We start from the raw sequence: 17374 nt of genomic DNA, 5'->3' as shown, positions 1-17374 counted from the left end.
CGAGGTGCTGCGTCATCATTCCTTTGCCGGCATTCCTCCCCCGGTCACGGCCACGCCGGATGTACGCGCGGACAGAAAATACGAGCGCATCCTGATCGTCGTCATCATCGCAGCTGCACTCGCTGTCCTGCCGGCACTGCTCTACCCGATCTTCCTGGTCAAGATCTTCTGCTTTGCGATTCTTGCCGCGTCGTTCAACTTCCTGCTGGGGTTCGCCGGGGTCATGTCGTTCGGACAGGCGGCGCTCTACGGGACGGCCGCCTATGTCACCGCGCATGCGCTGAAGCACTGGGCGATGTCGCCGGAGCTGGCCATGCTGGCGGGGATCACTGCCGCTATTCTGCTCGGCATCGTCATGGGAGCGCTGGCGATCCGGCGGCGTGGCATCTATCAAGCCATGATCACGCTCGCCGTCGCCCAGATGGTCTACTTCGTGTTCGTCCAGTCGAGCTTCACGCATGGCGAGGACGGGCTGCAGGCGGTGCCGCGCGGCCTCCTGTTCGGTCTGATCGATCTGCGCAACGACCTCGCCGTCTATGCACTTGCCGTGGCAGCCTTCTGCTCCGTCCATTTCGGCATCAAGCGGCTGCTGTCGTCTCAGCTTGGGATGATGCTTGTCGCGGTCCGCGACGACGAGCGGCGCGCCTTGTCTCTTGGTCAGAATGCCCGGGGCCTCAAGCTGTTTGCCTTTGCGATCGCCGCCGGCTGTGCCGGCCTCGCCGGGTCACTGAGTGCGGTTGCCTTTCAGCTCGCGACTTTGTCCGGCGCACACTGGCACCTCTCCGGAGAGGCTGTTCTGATGTGCCTCATCGGCGGCCTCGGCACATTGAGCGGACCCTTGGTCGGCGCCACGGTCCTGGTCACGATGCAGCACTTTCTCGCTCCCTATGGGGCCTGGGTGCAGGTGCTCCAGGGCGTCGTCTTCGCATCATGCGTCCTGACCTTTCGTGACGGGATGATGCCTCGACACGCGTTCGCCTGGCCTTCGCGGCTCCGCGGGACCAACGCCAGCTCATTCGCACCTGCCGAGACCCTCGAGGAGACGGGCCGATCATGACCATGGCGATCCCACACAGTCGGCGTCAGCTTTGCCAGATGGATGGCGATCCTTCGCAGCTGACAGCCACGGCTGCAGCTTCGGCCATACGCGAACGACGCCTCTCCGCGGCCACACTACTCGAGGCCTGCCTCGCTCGCATCGCGGCACGCGACGGCGAGGTCCACGCCTTCACTCATGTCGCGGTGGACGCGGCGCGCGAACAGGCGTTCCTCGCCGACAAGGCGCAATCGGAAGGCCGGCTCTCCGGACCGCTCCACGGCCTGCCCGTCGGCGTCAAGGATGTCTTCGATACGATCGACATGCCATCGGAATATGGCAGCAGCCTGCTGCGCCACCGTCGCCCGGCAGCGGACGCCGCGGCGGTCGCGATGCTGAGGCGATCCGGCGCCATCATCATCGGCAAGACGACGACGTCGGAGTTCGGCATGTATCATCCGAGCGCGACCCGCAATCCCAGTGATCTTGGGCGCTCACCCGGTGTGTCTTCGGCCGGCTCGGCGGCAGCTGTGGTCGACCGGATGGTCCCTCTTGCACTCGGGACTCAGCACACGGCGTCGACGGTGCTGCCGGCATCATTCTGCGGAGCGCATGCGTTCAAGCCGTCGTTCGGGTTTGCGAGCATGGAAGGCTCCAACATCCTGGTGCCGCGGCTTGCGCAGATTGGCTATCTCGCGAGATCCGTCCAGGATCTCTGCTTGTTTGCCGGCGCATTTGATCCCGTTGTCGACAGCGCCGCCGATCGGATCGGACGCCCTCCGAGGCTCGCTGTGGTGCGCGGACCGGGATTCGAGCAGGTCGCTCCGGACGCGGGCGAGGCTTTGACGGCCTTCATCGGTGCGTTGCCGGTCGCGGTCCACGAGCTGGATCTTCCGAGCGAGTTCGGCGATGCGATCGAGGTGGCTCTTGGCCTTTTGAACGCTCATCTGGCGGCTCGCTTCGGGGATCTACCCCAGCATCTCGCTGCCAAGCTGTGTCCACCGCTGCGGGATGGAATTGCCGCAGGCATCGCGCTCGGCGCAAAACGTTACATCGAGTTGAACGCGTCGGCCGATCGCTTGATCGGACTGACGTCGAAGCTGTTCGCGCAGCACGATGTGCTTGTGACCCTTTCGGCGCCGGGCGAGGCGACAAGGCTCGATGAAGGTCCCGGCTCGGGGAGTCTTGCCATGCCCTGGAGCCTGTGCGGTCTGCCTGTCGTCTCACTGCCGCTGCTCTGCGGCGCACACGGCTTGCCGATCGGTCTCCAGCTCATTGGGCGTCATGGCTCTGACCGTGAGCTGCTTCAGAGCGCCGCCTGGATTGCTCACACCTGCCGCCTGCCAACACGGGTTGATCATTGATGCGATATACATCCGCCACCGAGCCGACAACGTGCTGCGACACGCAGATCGAAGTGAACGGACGGGTCTACAATTGGCCGCGCGTTTCCACCGTCATCATCTGCTTCGACGGCTGCGATCCCGACTATATCGCAGCGGCAAGCAGCGCGGGCATCGTCCCTGCCCTCGATCGCATGCGACGCGACGGCTTTGCGACCACGGCGCTCTCGGCCATGCCGTCCTTCACCAACCCAAACAACGTTTCGATCGTCACCGGGGTTGCGCCCGCGCACCACGGGGTGTCGGGCAACTTCTACATCGATTCCGCGAGCGGAGAGGAGGTGATGATGGTGGACGCATCGCCGATGCGGGCGCCGACGATCCTTTCCGCCTTCTCCCGTGCCGGAGCCAAGGTGGCCGCCGTGACGGCCAAGGACAAGCTCCGCAAGGCGCTTGGCAAGGACCTCAAGGGCATCGTGTTCTCGGCCGAGAAGGCCGATTGCTGCAGCGAAGCCGAGAATGGCATTGCAGACGTGCCGGCGCGGATCGGCCGCTCCGTCCCTCGTCAGTATTCGGCGGACCTGTCCCTGTTCGTCCTGGACGCGGGTCTCAGGCTCTTGGCGGATCATCGTCCTGATCTGATCTATTTGTCGCTGTCCGACTATGTCCAGCACGCCTACGCACCGCACGAGCCGGAAGCCCTGGCCTTCATGGCCGAGGTGGATCAGAGACTCGGCGCACTGCTCGCCGAGGGCGCGCTCGTCGGGATCGTCGCCGATCACGGTATGAGTGATATGGCGCACGCCGATGGTTCGCCCAATGTCATGTTTCTCGGCAATCGGCTCGACGCAGTCTTCGGCCTCGGGCGGACGCGGGTGATCTGCCCCATCACCGACCCGTTCGTCCGCCATCACGGCGCGCTCGGCGGCTTCGTCCGGGTTCACCTCCAGGATCCAGTCCTGCGCGCCTCAGACGTCGTTTCGTTTCTCGCGGGGCTTCCGGGCGTCGGTCTCGCCTTGACCGGAGACGATGCGGCCGCCCGCTTCGAGCTGCCGCGCGACCGCGAGGGCGACGTCTGCGTGATCGCAGCAAAGGGAGTCGCACTGGGCGCCCGGGCATGCGACCACGAGCTTTCCAACCTGGCGGGCGCGAGGCTGCGCTCGCATGGCGGTCTCGCCGAGCAGCGCGTCCCCTTCATCCTGTCTCATCGGCTTCGCGCGAGCCCGGGCGCGCCCGATGGGCGCACTTTGCGCAATTTCGATATTTTCAGTGTCGCACTCAATGAGGTGGACCTTTGACCATGAAGCGCGTTGTCATCATGATCCTCGACGGACTTCGACGGGACCTCATTTCGCCTGCGACCACGCCCCATCTCGCAGATTTCGCCGCGCGCGCCGAATGGTTCGAGGACTACCGGACCGTCTTTCCTTCGTGCACACGCGTCGTGTCGGCGAGTGTTGCAACCGGATGCACTCCGGCAAGACATGGACTGCAAGGCAATTCCGTTGCCCTGATCGAATCCGGCAGGTTGGTGCTGCGCGACGCCGGAGATCCGCAGTTTCTGCAACACAAGCGCCGAGTCACGGGATCCTCACTGCAAGTGCCGACCCTGGCGGAACGCGTCAAGACCGTGGGTGGCCAGATCGTCTTCAGCAACGTGTCCCCCGGGGCTGCCTATGCCCATGATCCCGACGGGCATGGATTTGTCTATCACCGGGCCGGCTCGTTCGGACCTGGCCGCATTGAAGTCGCGGCCGGCGATCGATTGGACGTCACGCTGGACAGTGGCGGTGACGCCAGGATGACAGCCCGCTTCATCGACGACGTGGTGGTGAAGCGTCGCCCGGCGGTCGGCATTTTGTGGCTTGGCGAACCGGACCGCATTCAACACAACGCACCGCTCGGTTCTCCGGACCATCTTGCCGTGCTGGCGGAGGCGGATCGTCGGGCGGCCGAGGTGATCGCAGCCGTCGAAAGACAGCGCGACCAGGGCGAGGACATCCTGCTTCTGATCGGATCCGATCATGGTCATCAAACGGTCGAGGACATCGTCGACATCGATGCAGCGCTGATCACCGCGGGTCTCAAAGCCAACCCCATGTCCGACGAGATTCTGGCCATCTCGAACGGGACCTCGGCCTTGATCTATGTCGATTCCCAGCGCGGCCCCTCGCTGCAGAACGTGCGATCGCTTCTGGAACGCAGTGATTGGGCCGGGCAGGTCTTCGGGCCGGACGAGCTCGACCGCGTTGGACAAGCTCACACCGGCGGCCTTGCCTTTGCTGTGTCCATGCGGTCCAGCGACGTCCCCAACCGCTTCGGAATCCGCGGTTCGAGCCTCGCGGCCAAGCCTGCCCTCGGCAAGCCCGACCGACTTGGATGCGGACAGCATGGAGGACTCGGGACCTACGAGCAGGCTCCGTTCCTGATGGCATGGGGCGAAGGCTTCAGTCCGGGTCGGATCCGCAAGTCACCCGCGCGCGTCATCGACATCGCGCCGACAGTGCTGTCCCATCTCGGGCTGCCCCGCACAGGGATGGACGGCGAGGCCTTGCAGGCGGCAGCCTGGCGTTCCGAGACGCGCGCCATGACGGCCTGACGCCCGCGCTGTACACGCATTGGCCCAAACGATGTCCAACCAAGCATCTGTGGCCAATGCCTGCCGGCCGCACCGCAGCCCCCATCCTGTCGATGCCCCCTGGGGCGAGCAGTTGTTCACTGGTGCCGAGAGCGCGTAGCCACTGCGCTGATCAGAGCGCCGGACTGTCGAAGAACGTCCGCCGCAGGCCGATGCGGCCACCGCTGAGATGATAGATATCGGCGAATCTGGTCTTCAAGGGCCGCCCATTCTTGTCCTGGCCCGCAAAGCTGCCCCAGCAGGCGATCTGTTCGCCATTGCTCAGCACCTGCTCAAGCAGGTGCTCGCCCGAGGCCACGATGCGCTCGTGGCGATAGAACTGCATGATGGCCAACTTGCCGACAAAGGGCTCATATCCTGGACGCTCATAGACGGCACCGTCGTCCAGCAGGCTGGACAAGCCTGCCCAGTCGTGAGCGTCGATACACGCGAACAGGTGCCTGACATATGCCTCGGCTTCCCGGTGACCCAGCGGTCCCTGCATGCTTTCCCCCGCCATTGAGAGCCGGCTCTGCTCACATCGCCGCTGCGCGCGGATCGGATTCCTCGCGCCAGCTTACGCCCATGGCGGCCTCCAGATCGGCCAGCATCTCCTGCACCGGCATCCAGACAAGACCACAGCGCATCGATCCGAGCGGAGATACGACCAGTTCGACGCTCGACCGCTCGATCCGGGTGTAGCCGGTGCGATCCGCCATGCCGCCGGCAATCACAGCGTCGGCCATCATGCTGATCGTGAAATCCGTATTCCAGCGCGCATGAGCATAGGCACGCGAAATCCGGGGCAGGATTCGCGCCAACCCTCTGCCGCGAAAATCGCGCCGGTACCAACCGGCGCCGGAAAACACGACCCTGCCCGCAATCGTCGACGCCACCGGGGTCGCAATCATACAACCGTCGCCGCGCGCCAAGGCGGCTGCCGGATCTGCGTAGAACATACGAAGCGAGATGGCTTCCTCGAACAGCGTCGTGGCTGTCCAGTCGTAGTACCGACCCGCCTGTGTCGCGACGACCTCCCCGTTCTTGTCTTTTCCGACCATAACGAAGGTGTTCTCAGCTGTCGCGCCGCCGAGGTCGGGCTGGAAGATCGGCACCAGCGGTCGCCAGCTGTCGGAATTTGCGCTGTTGACGTCGAGCAAATCCTGTAGGCTCGCAAAATAGACGCTGACGCCGCGCTTTTGGGCGGCGGTGTCAGCGGCGAGGAAGAAGCGTCCCAGGAGGCCGATCGGACCATGATCGATCTTCAGATTGGAAGGCACGCGGCCAGATTGAGGACAGCAATCCTGCATCGACATTCCTTGCCCTTTGCTACGTCACGCACATCAAACCGTGGCTGGCGACGATTGCATTTGATCTATCCTCTGTAGTTGTAGCGCGAATGACATAATTCTGGTTGATTGTTTCAAGCTGAGATTGATGCTTCATGGACGAACATCTTGGATACGGCATGAGGTAAGCGGACGTGGCGACTTCCAAACAGCTCCCTGACGGCCGCCCCGCTGTGTCCCGAAACCAAGGCAAGCGGCTCAGGAGGTCATCCAAGAAGCCCAATCATGTCGATCAGCATGTGGGAACGCGCTTGCGCCTGCGACGGAACCTGCTCGATCTCAGCCAGGATGACCTGGCAAGACGCCTCGGCGTGACAGCTCAACTCATTCAGAAGTATGAAGCGGGCGAGACCCGGATCAGCGCATCTCGGCTGTACGAAATCGCAAACCAGCTCGCTGTTCCGATCACCTGGTTCTTTGACGAGATTGACGTCAAGGCAGGCGCCGCTGTGCCAGAGGCGTCTCATGAGCAGAGGGCGGACTTCAGTGAGCTTGTGACCAAGCGCGAATCTCGCCAACTGCTCGAGCTCTATTTCGGCATATCCGACGAGCGGCTTCGCCGAAAGGTGCTGCAGATGGCTGAACTTCTCCGCTCGCGCGACGACGAGTAATGCGCTCAGGACATCGGCCAAGCCGAATGACTGAGTTTTCGCATCCCTCATGCAGTCCTTGCCAGAAGGGTCGACGTCCGCGGCGGCTGCGAGACGGACCAGCGCGCCGATCATGCTGATCGCCGCTGGCTACGCAGCAGATTTCGATAGCCGCCTCGGATCAGGGTCTGACCTGTTTGAACCAGCCGGATCGTCCGGCTGCGCAGGTCGTGCGTTTTCCATCCCCGATCTTCAACTCGCTCGGACCCGAACAGAGCCGTGGCGATCGCCCGATAATTCTGGCCCGCGAGGCGGCCATCCAAGGCGCGCAGCGCAAGAACGAGGCGCCGGCGTTGCTGAACGGGCCCGGTGTGAGCCGGCAGCCGGATTGGACCTCGTCTCAGCGCCGTCCAAAGCCGATAGGCCGCGCGCGTCTGCAAATCGAAATCACGGTCGAGCGGCAGTTCGACAGCCACGGCCGTCCCCTTCGCCGGAAGCCGGGAGAGCATCAGCCGGTGCGTGGCGCCGCCCAACTGCAGCACCGCGTACCAGCCATCGGACGCCCGTCTCAGCTCGGCGCCGGGCGATCCGCGAAGGTCGAGATGCGAGAATGGCGCAAGCGAGCCTTGCGAGGCCGGAGCAAGGCGAAGCACGGTCGGCAGCACCTCCGGCGCCCAGAATATGGCCTGAGCATCAAACCGGCGCATTGGGTCAGCCGCGAAAAGAAAGCCCCCATCGCTGCCGGAATTCAGGATGGGTCGGGCCGTCTTTGTCTTGTGCAAGCAGATCGCTGTAATCTCGCCGATAGTCTGGATTACGACGTAGACATTCCCAGGCAAAATCGGCCGCATCGGCTGTTTCGAGCTTCTTGTAGGACTCGGCCGACCGCCAGTTGAACTCGCTCATTACACACTCGTCCCTGCCATTTCCGCTCTCTCAACAACGTTTGCAGAGGCTAGCAACGAGGGCTTCTGCACGGGGCTATCAATCTGCGGAGTTGGCACCGATCGAGCGCAACACGGTGGATTTTGCGTATTCCTGGGACTTTCGGTTTCACTCAAATCGCGCGATTCCGAGCAGCGATGATGAGGCCCCGCTGCTGTCTGCGCCATACTGGCCTTGCCTCGGGTCCACTTTGCCAAGGATTTCAGCAGAATCGACGGCGGCCGTGCGACCCTATCAAGTTTGCTTACGCTCGAAGCTCACGCGCGCTCTCAAATGGCGCTCACATCCGTTTGAGAAGTGCTTCGTCCGCCCTTGGTAATTTCGGTCAAGCGATCTGGCCACAGCTCAATCTGCGGGGGCGAGCTGATGTTCCAGCCATCGTGCCGCACGATCAGAGATCAGCTCCGGACGAAGTCCGGCTACGCCGGTGCTCCTGTGAGGCGCCCCTATCGTAAGCCATTCCCCGAGCGCGCGCGCCCACCCTGCGGCAGGATCAATTGCCAAAAGAGGTGCAGCCAAGCTGCCCTGGCAGAATGGGAGACGCCATACCGTTCCCTCAAGCACACATATGTCGTCGCGAACGATGACAGTCCAGTGCTCAACAAATCCGGACCATTCGAGCGCAGATGGTGGCGGTGACGTTCCCGTGCGCAAGCAGCCGAGCAGCTTTGCTGCGAACACAAGGTTCGCCCTTGATCCCCGCCAGTTCGTCCCGCAATCTGCCCGATGGGGACAGAGCAGACGGGCAGTATCCGCTCGTGCAAGGGCGGGAGCATCCATTGCGACGCTCGGTCCGATGAAAACAGGTGTCTTGACCATGCCGGCCTTCTCGCTGCTCAAAACAAGATTTCAAACAGAGACTAAAGGTCGATCCGATTGACGTATGGCGCTTTCACGTCGACGGCGACCGTAGCGTCGTCTTCGCACTGAAGGATTTCCCGATATGCAGAAACTGAGTGGCCGGTCCCTCCTCGCCGGCTTCACACGTACGCTCCCGTCCAGGGGATGGGACAAAGCCATCTGTATAGACCTGTTGCCAGGAAGACCTTTGCCGCCGTCTCATCGCCCGCTGCGCCTACTGGGCGACCGCAAGCCGCTCGACGGGCGACGCGTCATTCGAGCTGGCGAACAGCCTTGCCTCCAGCATCGATTGCAACGGCGCAACGTCTCCCCTTCGCAACGCGCCGATCGCATTTGGAATCCCAGCCGCGACACGAGCATCGGCGCGACCAGCTGCAATGGCTTGGAACTTGTACCCGATGTCGTCCCAGCTCATGGGGTTCGTAGGTTCTCCCTTCGGCGCCAACACGGTCCGCTCAAAGGTGCCCGAAGCCGTGTTGATGCGAACCCGCCCAGGAACCGCAGCCGGGAACATCAGCTCAAATTCGGGATTGACCGTCATGTGGACGCGTCCAGCGATCTCGATGGCTCGTTGGTCTGTCAGCGACTCGTTGCTCAAGGGGAGCAACGCTGGTGCGCCGCTGATCGCGGCGACACCGAGGCAGAACGGAAGGCTGTATTGCGCTCCTTCCAGCGTACGCGGCGCCGCCTCGTTGCTCAGGGTCAACGACCTCCCAAAGGTCTCCACATCGATGCTGATGATGGCTTTCGGATGAATGTCATGATCGTTCAGCAATGTGATCAGCGCGTCAATCGGCGCGTGAATCCAACGGCAGCAACTATAGGGCTTGAAATAGGTGCTGTTGATGAGCCAACTCGTTCCGAGCCCGTCGAGAAGCCGCGCGCGATCGTAACGTTCTGAACTGTCCAGAATGTCGATCGGTCCGGTGAAGCCCTGCTTGGCCAGATCGGCCGCCAGGACGCCATTGGCAGCTCCCCATGGGATGCCCTCCTTGACGCTGTTGCCTCTGAACCGGGTGTATGGAGTAGCCGACTGGCTCGGTGCCGTTGTCCCAGCGATCGAGATCGCGTGTGCGATCTGGCTCCGCGACAGCCCTCTCAGCCAGCCCACCGCTGCCGCAACGGCTTGACCGCTCCAGAGGCCGCTGTTCACCGTCGGGACGCTTCGCAGATCCCGGGCAGCAGAAATACGAACGCCGATCTCATATCCGATGGCAATGGCTGCAAGCGCCCGTTGCCCATCCAAGGACGGACTGCCGAGCAGTGACAATACCCCCGGAATGATCGCTGCGCCGGGGTGCCCCGAAGCGGCGCGGTGGCCATCATCCAGGTCGAGCGAGCACGCGCAGGCCGCATTGACGAAGGTTGCCCCCGCAGCGGTCGACCGCTCTCCTGAAAACCACATCGCCGCCGGTCCATGGCCCCAAGTCGCGCTCGCTATTCGGCGCACGGCGACCGCATTTGGCGTCTCATGGCCGGCTATCGCGGCGGTCATCAAATCGAGCACGCATTTCGCCGCGCTGATCCGGGCTTCTTCTGGAACTTTGCTCGCGCTGACCCATTCGGCCAACAGCTCGGCAGCGGTGTATGTCATGCGGGCCTCCAGGGATTCTTCAACATGTGTGCAGATCGGACGAGGTGAGCTAGCGCATCCGTCCGACCCATGATTGGCAAACCGAACTCTATCGAAGTGGCACGAAGCTGGCCTTGAGCATCTTCCGCGCGAATGGCAGCAGGAAGTCAAAGTCGAATTTTGTGAGCACCTATTCGTCGGAGTTATGGGGTTGAGCCGGATCCGCGCCGATCCTTTCAGTCGGTTTTGGCGCGGGCCGTCGCGGTGTCGTGCCACTTGCCGGGCAGGCGAAGCTTTGACGAAACTCCGGCCAGTTGCTCGTACATCGCTATGAAGAGATTTGAGGCGATTACGACGGCAATCCCGGCCAGCTCGATCGGGACCGGCATCTCACGCCAGACGAGGAGACCAAGCAGAAAGGCAAAGACGAAGGTGGCGTATTCGAAGGGTGCAACGACGCTCGCCGGCGCCATCTGGTAGGCCTTGGTGAGCAGAATCTGGGCAGCGCCGCCCAGAACGCCAATTGCGACGAGGATCGGCAGGTCAGTCACGCTCGGCCAGACTGCAGAGAACGGCAGTGTCGCTGCACTCACCAATGTGCCCGAGAGCGAAAAGTAGAAAACAATGGCCATGCTCGTCTCGGTGTCCCGCATCTTGCGGATGGAGATCAATGCAAGGGCCGTAGCCACCGCACCGGCCAGCGCGAACAGGACTCCCGAGGAGAGCCCCCGGCCATCGGGATGGGCCATCAGCAGCACGCCGCCAAATCCGAAAACGACGGCAACAAGGCGATGGAGGCGAATGCTCTCCCCGAGCAAGGGAATGGCAAACAGCGTGATGAACAACGGCGCCGCGTAGCCCAGCGCCGTCGCGGTCGCGAGCGGCAACATCCCGACCGCCGTGAAGCTGAAGAAGAGGGAGCAAAGACCGGCAACGGAGCGGCGCAGATGAGCGCCCGGCCGTTCGGTGCGAAGCAGACGATAACCTCCGAGACGCCGGACAAGCCAGAGAATCGGCAGCAGAGCGAAGAAACTCCGAACGAAGACGATCTGTCCCACGGGGTACTCGCCGCCCAGCTTTTTGATCAAGGCGAACATGACGGCGAGCACCGCTGCCGAGAGCACCTTATAGCCGATTGCCGGCAGGTGAGATGACACCGAGTTTGTCACGTCCTGCCGGCTGCTGATGATCGTCATACAAGCCTCATGGTCGAGAAGCGGCCAAGATCTACGCGATACGGCGAAGCTCATCGTCCCAGGGCGCAAGCGGCGCGCTGAATGTCTCGATCACCTGGCCCTTGGAAGCCGCATCCAGTCCCAGCCTGCGCAGATTTCGGCCGGTCTCCAGATAGTCCGTCTCGTTGACGATGGAGGCCAGATCGATGATCGACTTGATCGCGGTGGAATGGAGGCCGACCTTGACGCCGAGCTCGAACCAGGGAACCAGAACGTATGGAACGTCCTGCACAATAAACCTGTCGCGCATGTGCTGAGGGGCCATCTTGGTCGTGTTGTGTTCGACCGTCTCTCTGGCGAACTCGCCGAAACTGGTGAAGGCCCTGTCGTAGTAGCTGTTCATGATCGCCACGACAGGCTGCGGCTTGAAGCCAAATTCCCTGGCGATCGCCATTCTCTCCTTGTCGACTTCGTCGATGACGCGGGCGACCGACGTCGACATGCCTTCACGATAGAAATAGAAGTCGCCCTTTCGCGTCTCGATCCATCCGGCGTTCATCAGCGCCGGCGTCGGATGAATCACGCCGGTAATGCAAGACATGCCGATCTCGAGAACATTGCTGCGCCACTCCAGCGGCATCGGGAAGATCGCGCCAATCTCATCGCGCAACGCTTCACTGACATCGACCGGCATCGCTGCGATCGGCATGATGCTCTTGATGCCCATCACCGTCACCTTGCCATCCTGCATTCTCGAGGCGTAGGGCGCCGTGGCGGTTTCGAGGATGTACCGCGCATTGATCTGTCTGCGCGCCATGAGAGCGAAGAAGTTGCCCGTGATCGAAATGACGACATGCTTGCTGAGGTCGAACTTTGCGAGTTCGCTCAGGACGGCCTCATGGCCATATGACGGGACCGTGATGATGATGAACTTGGAGAACCGGACGACGTCGGCCATGTCCGAGCTGACATCCGGATGGAAGCGCCCCTCGATCTTGAGGCCTGCTTCCAGATAGCCGTTGCGGTCGATTGTCTCCGCGTGCCGGCGATGTTCGGGGTGCGCGTACAACAGTACGTTCGCTCCTCGACTGGCAAGATCGGCCGCGAAGGCACATCCGCAATTCCCGGCACCAATGATCGAAACCGACGTCTGCATGTCGCTGCTCCATTACGCAACCTAACGTAGATTTAAATATTCTTGGAGCAGCGCGATCCGGTCAACATAATAATCCTGTAAACATACGGAAGCATCTCGCTAACGTACGCGCCTCGGACACTAATAAATGGCTGGCGAGGAAACACAAAGATGCGCGCATTGACTTGCCTGTGCAGTCAATAGATCGCCTTTATCCTTGCACGACTGGCTCACGCGCGCGGAGGCGTCATCCTCCGCTCGGCCAAGGGCAACCGCCAGGATCATGCTTCGTCCAAAGCGAGCTCTGGGATGCACCAATTCATGCAGAGCAGAGAGGCGCGAAGTCACAGCCTGCAGGGAGTTCGTCTCGGCGTGGCGTCGAGCTCCAAGCTCACCGCGTATGCGACAGCAGTTGCAGGTTCTCGTTCGCCTCGACCATCCCTGGAGCAAGACTGAGATGATCCGGCCCGCCGAAGCTCCACCAGGTCGCAGCCATGGCACCGTACTGGGCGAGCAATGCTGCTCGACAGTTGCCAGGGGTCGATTGAAGAACAAGATCGCCCCGATAGCCTGCGAGTCTCAGCTGATTGAGCGCGCCGGCGAGGTTGGTTCGCTGACGAGACGGCGAAGCGCGGTTGACGTGCAAATTCCAGTCCTTCAGGTGGACGTTCACGATCCGGTTGCCGCAAGCGGCAAGGGCCTCATGCGCATCAGCGCTCGTCGAAGGTCGACATCCAACCGTGTATGTAATGCCGAACCGGTCTGCCGGGTATGGTTCGATCAGCGATGCCAAGAGCGGCGGATCGAGATCAGACTTAAGGGAGAGGACGACGCCGCAAGCCTCGAGGAGCGGCGCAAGCCGATCCAGTCCGGATCGAAGTGCCGCCGCCTCGCGGGAGGAAAGCTGCCCACCGTTCGCGAGTGGCACCACCAGGAGCTTGATGCCGATCTCAGCACACGCCTCGATCACGGCACCGAGCAGATCGAGCCTCGCCCAATGCTCACGGCCGGTGACCTTGTAGAAGGGGGATTGCATCATGAAGTCGGCGGACAGCGATGGAATGCAGATGTCGCACTCGCGACTAAGCTGCCGCATCTGATCTCGTCCAGTGGAAGACATCGCAGGATTCATCAGGATCGGCTCTTCACCAATCCTCCACTCGATCAATTCGAAGCCGACTTTTTGGGCAACCGAGAATTCCTCGCGCCAGCAGTCCGTGAGAAAGCCTCGTCCTCTCTTGTCAGCCGGCTCGATCAGATCACCCTGCATGAATCCGATGCGGCTGACCATCTGCGCCTCTCCGAAAATCATATCATGGATCCTTCGACTGGACGCGCCAAAGCTTGATGACTTGCGACCGGCTGCGGCACGGAGAGCCTGCACCGCAAAGATAGGGCGACCGACCACACACTGCCACTACCAACCCTGGTAGAGGTCCGCGGTCCGGAGCGGAGACTTCTTGTTCCGCAGCGACGACCGCATATGCCGAATTGCATCACCATTGACGGATCCGTACCCGTCCCATGGTTGCCGACGGCAGCCGTACACGTCCGGCCCCCTATCCGGCTTGGTAGCTTCCGCGCGCGCCGGAAGCTGCTCTACTGCATCTGACGATGCAGACACATGATGGAGATGGGAATGGTGCACAGGGCAATCCTAGCTGGCAGTGACGAGCGGGCAGAAGAGTTCTGCGGTGTCGCAAACTCAGCTAAAAATCAGGACAAGAGCCTTGCATTCGCGACCGGCTGGACACCGGATTCGGGGGCCAACCAACCTGCGGCGGGATGCGGCCAGATGTCTGCTCCTGCAGCCCGCGACGGAGGACGCTCCGTCTCCGTGCCTTCGAGACCACGCGTCCTGCTGGTCGGCGACAAGGGATTCACGAGCCTGCTCAAATACATTCTCGAGAGCAACGGCTTCGACTGCATGCTGACAGACACCCTGACAGATGCGATCGCCTCCGCCACCGCCGCGCGCCCCGGCTTGATTGCCCTGGACGATGTATCGTGCGGGGATCGCGTGGCCTTCGCGCTCGAACAGTTGCACCGGGACCCTGCAACGCAGAATGTCCCGGCGCTGATCATGGCAAGCGTATCGCCTCACCTCGAGGAGGCGTGCGTCCATACGGATCGGACAAGCTATATATTGAAGCCGTTTCTTCCGGACATCTTCATCGACCGGCTGCATGGTCTTCTGCGCGAATCGACATGTCCCAGTCCCAAAGTGCTTCGATTTGCCGACATTGTCATGGAGGCCGACGCGCATCGCGTCTCCCGAGGCGCGCGCTGCATTCGCCTCTGCCCCGTCGAGTATCGGATCTTGCGACAGCTCCTCGAATGCCCCCGAAAGGTCTTTTCTCGGGAGCAGATCCTATCCGGCATCCGAGCACATACTCAGGAGAACGCCGTTCGCTCGATCGATGTTCATATCAGCCGCATTCGCAAGGCTCTTTGCGAACGTGGCGAGCCGAACTATATCCGTACGGTGCGAGGATTGGGCTATTCGCTCGACTTCGCCCCGGACGGACCTGCCACCTACCTTCCCCGACCTGAGCCGGTCAGCAACGCGCGAATGCTGCACCGATCGGATCGGGTAAACCCCGCTCGCCGCTGACCAGGGAGCGGCTCTGGCGCTCGCCTCCAGCGAAGCTTCCGCTCGGTCCACTTCAATCCAAGGAATTGGGCGACCGGATTACGATCACGGCATACTCGCCAATGAACTTCTTTGGCGGGGCTTTGATCATCGCGCTCCGATGCGCAAGCTTCCCCACGCGATCTCGCTTGTTTCTGGGAAGTAGCATGCCCGGAATCGGCCGTCCGCCGACGTCTCCAACTGCGGCTGTTCGACGGAACACAGACCTTCCGCTCGCGCGCAACGCGGATGAAAGCCACAGCCCGGAGGCGGATTGGCTGCAGAAGGAACCTCTCCCACGATCTGGATCAGAGGCCGGCGGGCCCTCGGATCCGGCACTGGATAGCTGTCGCGCAGAAGCCTGGTGTAAGGATGCAACGGACGGTCAAGAACATCCGCCGTCGGCCCCTCTTCGATGATGCGCCCCAGATACATGACGGAGACCCGGTCGCAGAAATGGCGGACCACCCCGAGATCATGTGAAACGAACAAGAACGACAGGCCGCGGCGTTCGCGCAGCCCCTCCAGCAGTCGAAGAATTTGCGCCTGGACCGACACATCGAGAGCAGAAACGGCCTCGTCTGCGACGACCAGTTCGGGATCCAAGACCAGCGCCCGTGCAATGCCGATCCGTTGCCGCTGCCCGCCGGAGAACTCGTGCGGATAGCGTTCCAGTGCTTCTCGCGGCAACCCGACCTCGAGCATGGCGGCTTCTGCCTTCTCGCGGATGTCCTTGGACGAGAGTCGCAGATGAACACGAAGGGGTTCTTCCAGAGTCTGGCGGATTGTCCGGCGCGGATTGAGCGAAGAATACGGATCCTGAAACACGATCTGCATCCGGCGCCGCAACGCTCGCAAGGTGGCCCCCTTGGCGGCGCGGACATCGATGCCGTCGAATAAGATTGATCCGCTATCGGGCTCAATGAGCCGCAGGATGGCACGCGCGACGGTTGACTTGCCACAACCGGACTCGCCCACGAGGCCAAGGGAAGCCCCCTTTGGAATGCGGAAGGACACATCATCGACCGCCCGGACGCGTCTAGCGCCTGAACCTCCGTTTCTCACGAAGGTCTTCGAAAGATGACGTACAACAAAGTCGCCGCTTCCCAGGGATGTCGTCATCAATGCACTCCTCCGACCGGTCTGACGGGACAGCGCACCAAATGTCCGGGATCACCTGATGATACGAGCTCTGGGTGCAGTTCGGTACAGCTGCGGTCCTTGAACGGGCAGCGGGGCGCATAGGCGCAGCCTGCTGGAACAGCAGACAGGGCCGGAACGCTGCCGGGGATCGGCTCCAGACTCTCGCTGGCCCGGTCAGCTCGCGGCATGGCGCGCAGCAACGCCGCCGTATAAGGATGCATTGGCTTTGCGAACAGCGCGTCGACAGTCGCAAGCTCGACAATCTCGCCCGCATACATCACGGCAACGCGGTCGGCGATCTGCGCAACCACGCCAAGATTGTGCGTGATGAACAGCATCGACATTCCGTAGGCCTGTTTGAGCTCTTCGAGTTGAGTCAGCACCTGCGCCTGGATCGTCACATCGAGTGCCGTCGTCGGCTCGTCGGCCAGAAGAACCCTCGGATGGCAGGCAAGTGCCATGGCAATCATGACGCGTTGGCGCATCCCTCCCGAAAATTGATGCGGATACTCATCCAGACGGCTCTTCGGCGATGGAATCTTGACCTCCGCCAAGAGCCGAAGCGCCTCGGCCTTGGCCTCCATGCGCGACCCTCCGCGATGAATGAGGATCGCCTCCGCGATCTGGTCTCCCACGGTCATGGTCGGATTGAGACTCGTCATCGGCTCCTGGAAGATCATCGCAATCGAATTGCCCCGGATCGCGCTCATGTCCCGCTCGGACAAGGTCACCAGATCTTGCCCCTCGAACAACACCTCTCCGCCTTGGATGCGAGCACCGGCATGCGGAAGCAGCCGTAGGATGGACAGGGCCGTAACGCTCTTGCCACTGCCCGACTCGCCGACGACCGCGAGCGTCTCGTTTGGCATCAGCGATACCGAGACGTTTCGTACTGCGGGGTACCAATGGCCGCCGATTCGGAATTCGGTCCGCAGATTGCGCAGGTCGAGAGCTGGCCTAGGAAACGATGTCATG

Annotated in this window: 16 protein-coding genes; 6 read left to right on the top strand and 10 right to left on the bottom strand. The window is 62.0% G+C overall.

Annotated features, from left to right (window positions below):
- Nucleotides 1–4: 4 nt before the first annotated feature.
- The 4 genes from QX010_RS24070 to QX010_RS24055 are packed head-to-tail and all read left to right on the top strand — an operon-like array spanning nucleotide 5 to nucleotide 4978.
- Nucleotides 5–1057 (top strand): branched-chain amino acid ABC transporter permease, encoded by a 1053-nt coding sequence (locus QX010_RS24070; protein WP_316182338.1) that lies wholly within the window; start codon nucleotides 5–7, stop codon nucleotides 1055–1057.
- Nucleotides 1054–2400: an amidase gene (locus QX010_RS24065; protein ID WP_316182298.1), complete on the top strand. Its 1347-nt coding sequence runs from the start codon at nucleotides 1054–1056 to the stop codon at nucleotides 2398–2400. The genes QX010_RS24070 and QX010_RS24065 overlap by 4 nt, the downstream gene beginning before the upstream one ends.
- Entirely contained in the window at nucleotides 2400–3677 is a 1278-nt protein-coding gene (gene phnA, locus QX010_RS24060; protein ID WP_316182297.1) for a phosphonoacetate hydrolase, read from the top strand. Before QX010_RS24065 ends, phnA begins: the two co-directional genes overlap by 1 nt.
- Nucleotides 3678–3679: 2 nt before the next feature.
- Nucleotides 3680–4978, top strand: a complete 1299-nt coding sequence (locus QX010_RS24055) for an alkaline phosphatase family protein (RefSeq protein ID WP_316182296.1) — start codon at nucleotides 3680–3682, stop codon at nucleotides 4976–4978.
- A gap of 151 nt (nucleotides 4979–5129) precedes the next feature.
- Here QX010_RS24055 and QX010_RS24050 read toward each other — a convergent pair whose 3' ends face one another.
- Nucleotides 5130–5501, bottom strand: a complete 372-nt coding sequence (locus QX010_RS24050) for a nuclear transport factor 2 family protein (protein ID WP_316182295.1) — start codon at nucleotides 5499–5501, stop codon at nucleotides 5130–5132.
- Nucleotides 5502–5532: 31 nt separating this feature from the next.
- On the bottom strand, nucleotides 5533–6312 hold the full coding sequence (locus QX010_RS24045; RefSeq protein WP_316182294.1) for a hypothetical protein: 780 nt from the start codon (nucleotides 6310–6312) through the stop codon (nucleotides 5533–5535).
- Between the two features lie 167 nt (nucleotides 6313–6479).
- Between QX010_RS24045 and QX010_RS24040 the strand changes: the two genes are divergently transcribed.
- Nucleotides 6480–6956, top strand: a complete 477-nt coding sequence (locus QX010_RS24040) for a helix-turn-helix domain-containing protein (RefSeq protein WP_316182292.1) — start codon at nucleotides 6480–6482, stop codon at nucleotides 6954–6956.
- Nucleotides 6957–7066: 110 nt separating this feature from the next.
- On the opposite strand, the gene QX010_RS24035 is transcribed toward QX010_RS24040, so the two are convergent.
- The 6 genes from QX010_RS24035 to QX010_RS24010 all read right to left on the bottom strand — a co-directional run bounded on the left by QX010_RS24035 (nucleotide 7067) and on the right by QX010_RS24010 (nucleotide 13936).
- Entirely contained in the window at nucleotides 7067–7642 is a 576-nt protein-coding gene (locus QX010_RS24035; RefSeq protein ID WP_316182290.1) for a DUF2285 domain-containing protein, read from the bottom strand.
- Between the two features lie 4 nt (nucleotides 7643–7646).
- The gene (locus QX010_RS24030; RefSeq protein WP_315801428.1) at nucleotides 7647–7841 is read right to left on the bottom strand and encodes a transcriptional regulator domain-containing protein; all 195 of its coding nucleotides are present in this window, start codon (nucleotides 7839–7841) and stop codon (nucleotides 7647–7649) included.
- A gap of 1114 nt (nucleotides 7842–8955) precedes the next feature.
- Entirely contained in the window at nucleotides 8956–10335 is a 1380-nt protein-coding gene (locus tag QX010_RS24025; RefSeq protein WP_316182288.1) for an MmgE/PrpD family protein, read from the bottom strand.
- A 215-nt stretch (nucleotides 10336–10550) separates the two neighbouring features.
- Complete coding sequence (locus tag QX010_RS24020; protein ID WP_316182287.1) at nucleotides 10551–11510, bottom strand: DMT family transporter; 960 nt, start codon at nucleotides 11508–11510, stop codon at nucleotides 10551–10553.
- Nucleotides 11511–11541: 31 nt separating this feature from the next.
- Nucleotides 11542–12645 (bottom strand): NAD/NADP-dependent octopine/nopaline dehydrogenase family protein, encoded by a 1104-nt coding sequence (locus QX010_RS24015; protein WP_316182285.1) that lies wholly within the window; start codon nucleotides 12643–12645, stop codon nucleotides 11542–11544.
- 370 nt (nucleotides 12646–13015) lie between these two features.
- On the bottom strand, nucleotides 13016–13936 hold the full coding sequence (locus QX010_RS24010; protein WP_316182283.1) for a sugar phosphate isomerase/epimerase family protein: 921 nt from the start codon (nucleotides 13934–13936) through the stop codon (nucleotides 13016–13018).
- Nucleotides 13937–14248: 312 nt separating this feature from the next.
- Between QX010_RS24010 and QX010_RS24005 the strand changes: the two genes are divergently transcribed.
- A complete protein-coding gene (locus QX010_RS24005) occupies nucleotides 14249–15238 on the top strand; it encodes a response regulator transcription factor (protein WP_316182280.1) in 990 nt (329 codons plus the stop codon).
- A gap of 126 nt (nucleotides 15239–15364) precedes the next feature.
- On the opposite strand, the gene QX010_RS24000 is transcribed toward QX010_RS24005, so the two are convergent.
- A complete protein-coding gene (locus QX010_RS24000; RefSeq protein ID WP_316182279.1) occupies nucleotides 15365–16378 on the bottom strand; it encodes an oligopeptide/dipeptide ABC transporter ATP-binding protein in 1014 nt (337 codons plus the stop codon).
- Nucleotides 16378–17373, bottom strand: coding sequence for an ABC transporter ATP-binding protein (locus tag QX010_RS23995; protein ID WP_315801435.1), 996 nt, complete (start codon nucleotides 17371–17373; stop codon nucleotides 16378–16380). Before QX010_RS23995 ends, QX010_RS24000 begins: the two co-directional genes overlap by 1 nt.
- Nucleotide 17374: the final 1 nt, after the last annotated feature.

The sequence above is a fragment of the Bradyrhizobium sp. SZCCHNRI1009 genome (assembly GCF_032487575.1).
Classification (GTDB): domain Bacteria; phylum Pseudomonadota; class Alphaproteobacteria; order Rhizobiales; family Xanthobacteraceae; genus Bradyrhizobium.
The sequence above is the reverse complement of the archived record's forward strand: the minus strand, read 5'-3'. Positions and strand labels throughout refer to the sequence as shown.

Bases quoted from the DNA above. Each gene is read 5' to 3' on its own strand.
- QX010_RS24020 (WP_316182287.1), bottom strand. From the start codon at position 11,510: ATGACGATCATCAGCAGCCGGCAGGACGTGACAAACTCGGTGTCATCT.
- QX010_RS24030 (WP_315801428.1), bottom strand. From the start codon at position 7,841: ATGAGCGAGTTCAACTGGCGGTCGGCCGAGTCCTACAAGAAGCTCGAA.
- QX010_RS24025 (WP_316182288.1), bottom strand. From the start codon at position 10,335: ATGACATACACCGCTGCCGAGCTGTTGGCCGAATGGGTCAGCGCGAGC.
- phnA (WP_316182297.1), top strand. From the start codon at position 2,400: ATGCGATATACATCCGCCACCGAGCCGACAACGTGCTGCGACACGCAG.
- QX010_RS24035 (WP_316182290.1), bottom strand. From the start codon at position 7,642: ATGCGCCGGTTTGATGCTCAGGCCATATTCTGGGCGCCGGAGGTGCTG.
- QX010_RS24065 (WP_316182298.1), top strand. From the start codon at position 1,054: ATGACCATGGCGATCCCACACAGTCGGCGTCAGCTTTGCCAGATGGAT.
- QX010_RS24015 (WP_316182285.1), bottom strand. From the start codon at position 12,645: ATGCAGACGTCGGTTTCGATCATTGGTGCCGGGAATTGCGGATGTGCC.
- QX010_RS23995 (WP_315801435.1), bottom strand. From the start codon at position 17,373: ATGACATCGTTTCCTAGGCCAGCTCTCGACCTGCGCAATCTGCGGACC.
- QX010_RS24050 (WP_316182295.1), bottom strand. From the start codon at position 5,501: ATGCAGGGACCGCTGGGTCACCGGGAAGCCGAGGCATATGTCAGGCAC.
- QX010_RS24055 (WP_316182296.1), top strand. From the start codon at position 3,680: ATGAAGCGCGTTGTCATCATGATCCTCGACGGACTTCGACGGGACCTC.
- QX010_RS24000 (WP_316182279.1), bottom strand. From the start codon at position 16,378: ATGACGACATCCCTGGGAAGCGGCGACTTTGTTGTACGTCATCTTTCG.
- QX010_RS24005 (WP_316182280.1), top strand. From the start codon at position 14,249: ATGATGGAGATGGGAATGGTGCACAGGGCAATCCTAGCTGGCAGTGAC.
- QX010_RS24010 (WP_316182283.1), bottom strand. From the start codon at position 13,936: ATGATTTTCGGAGAGGCGCAGATGGTCAGCCGCATCGGATTCATGCAG.
- QX010_RS24045 (WP_316182294.1), bottom strand. From the start codon at position 6,312: ATGTCGATGCAGGATTGCTGTCCTCAATCTGGCCGCGTGCCTTCCAAT.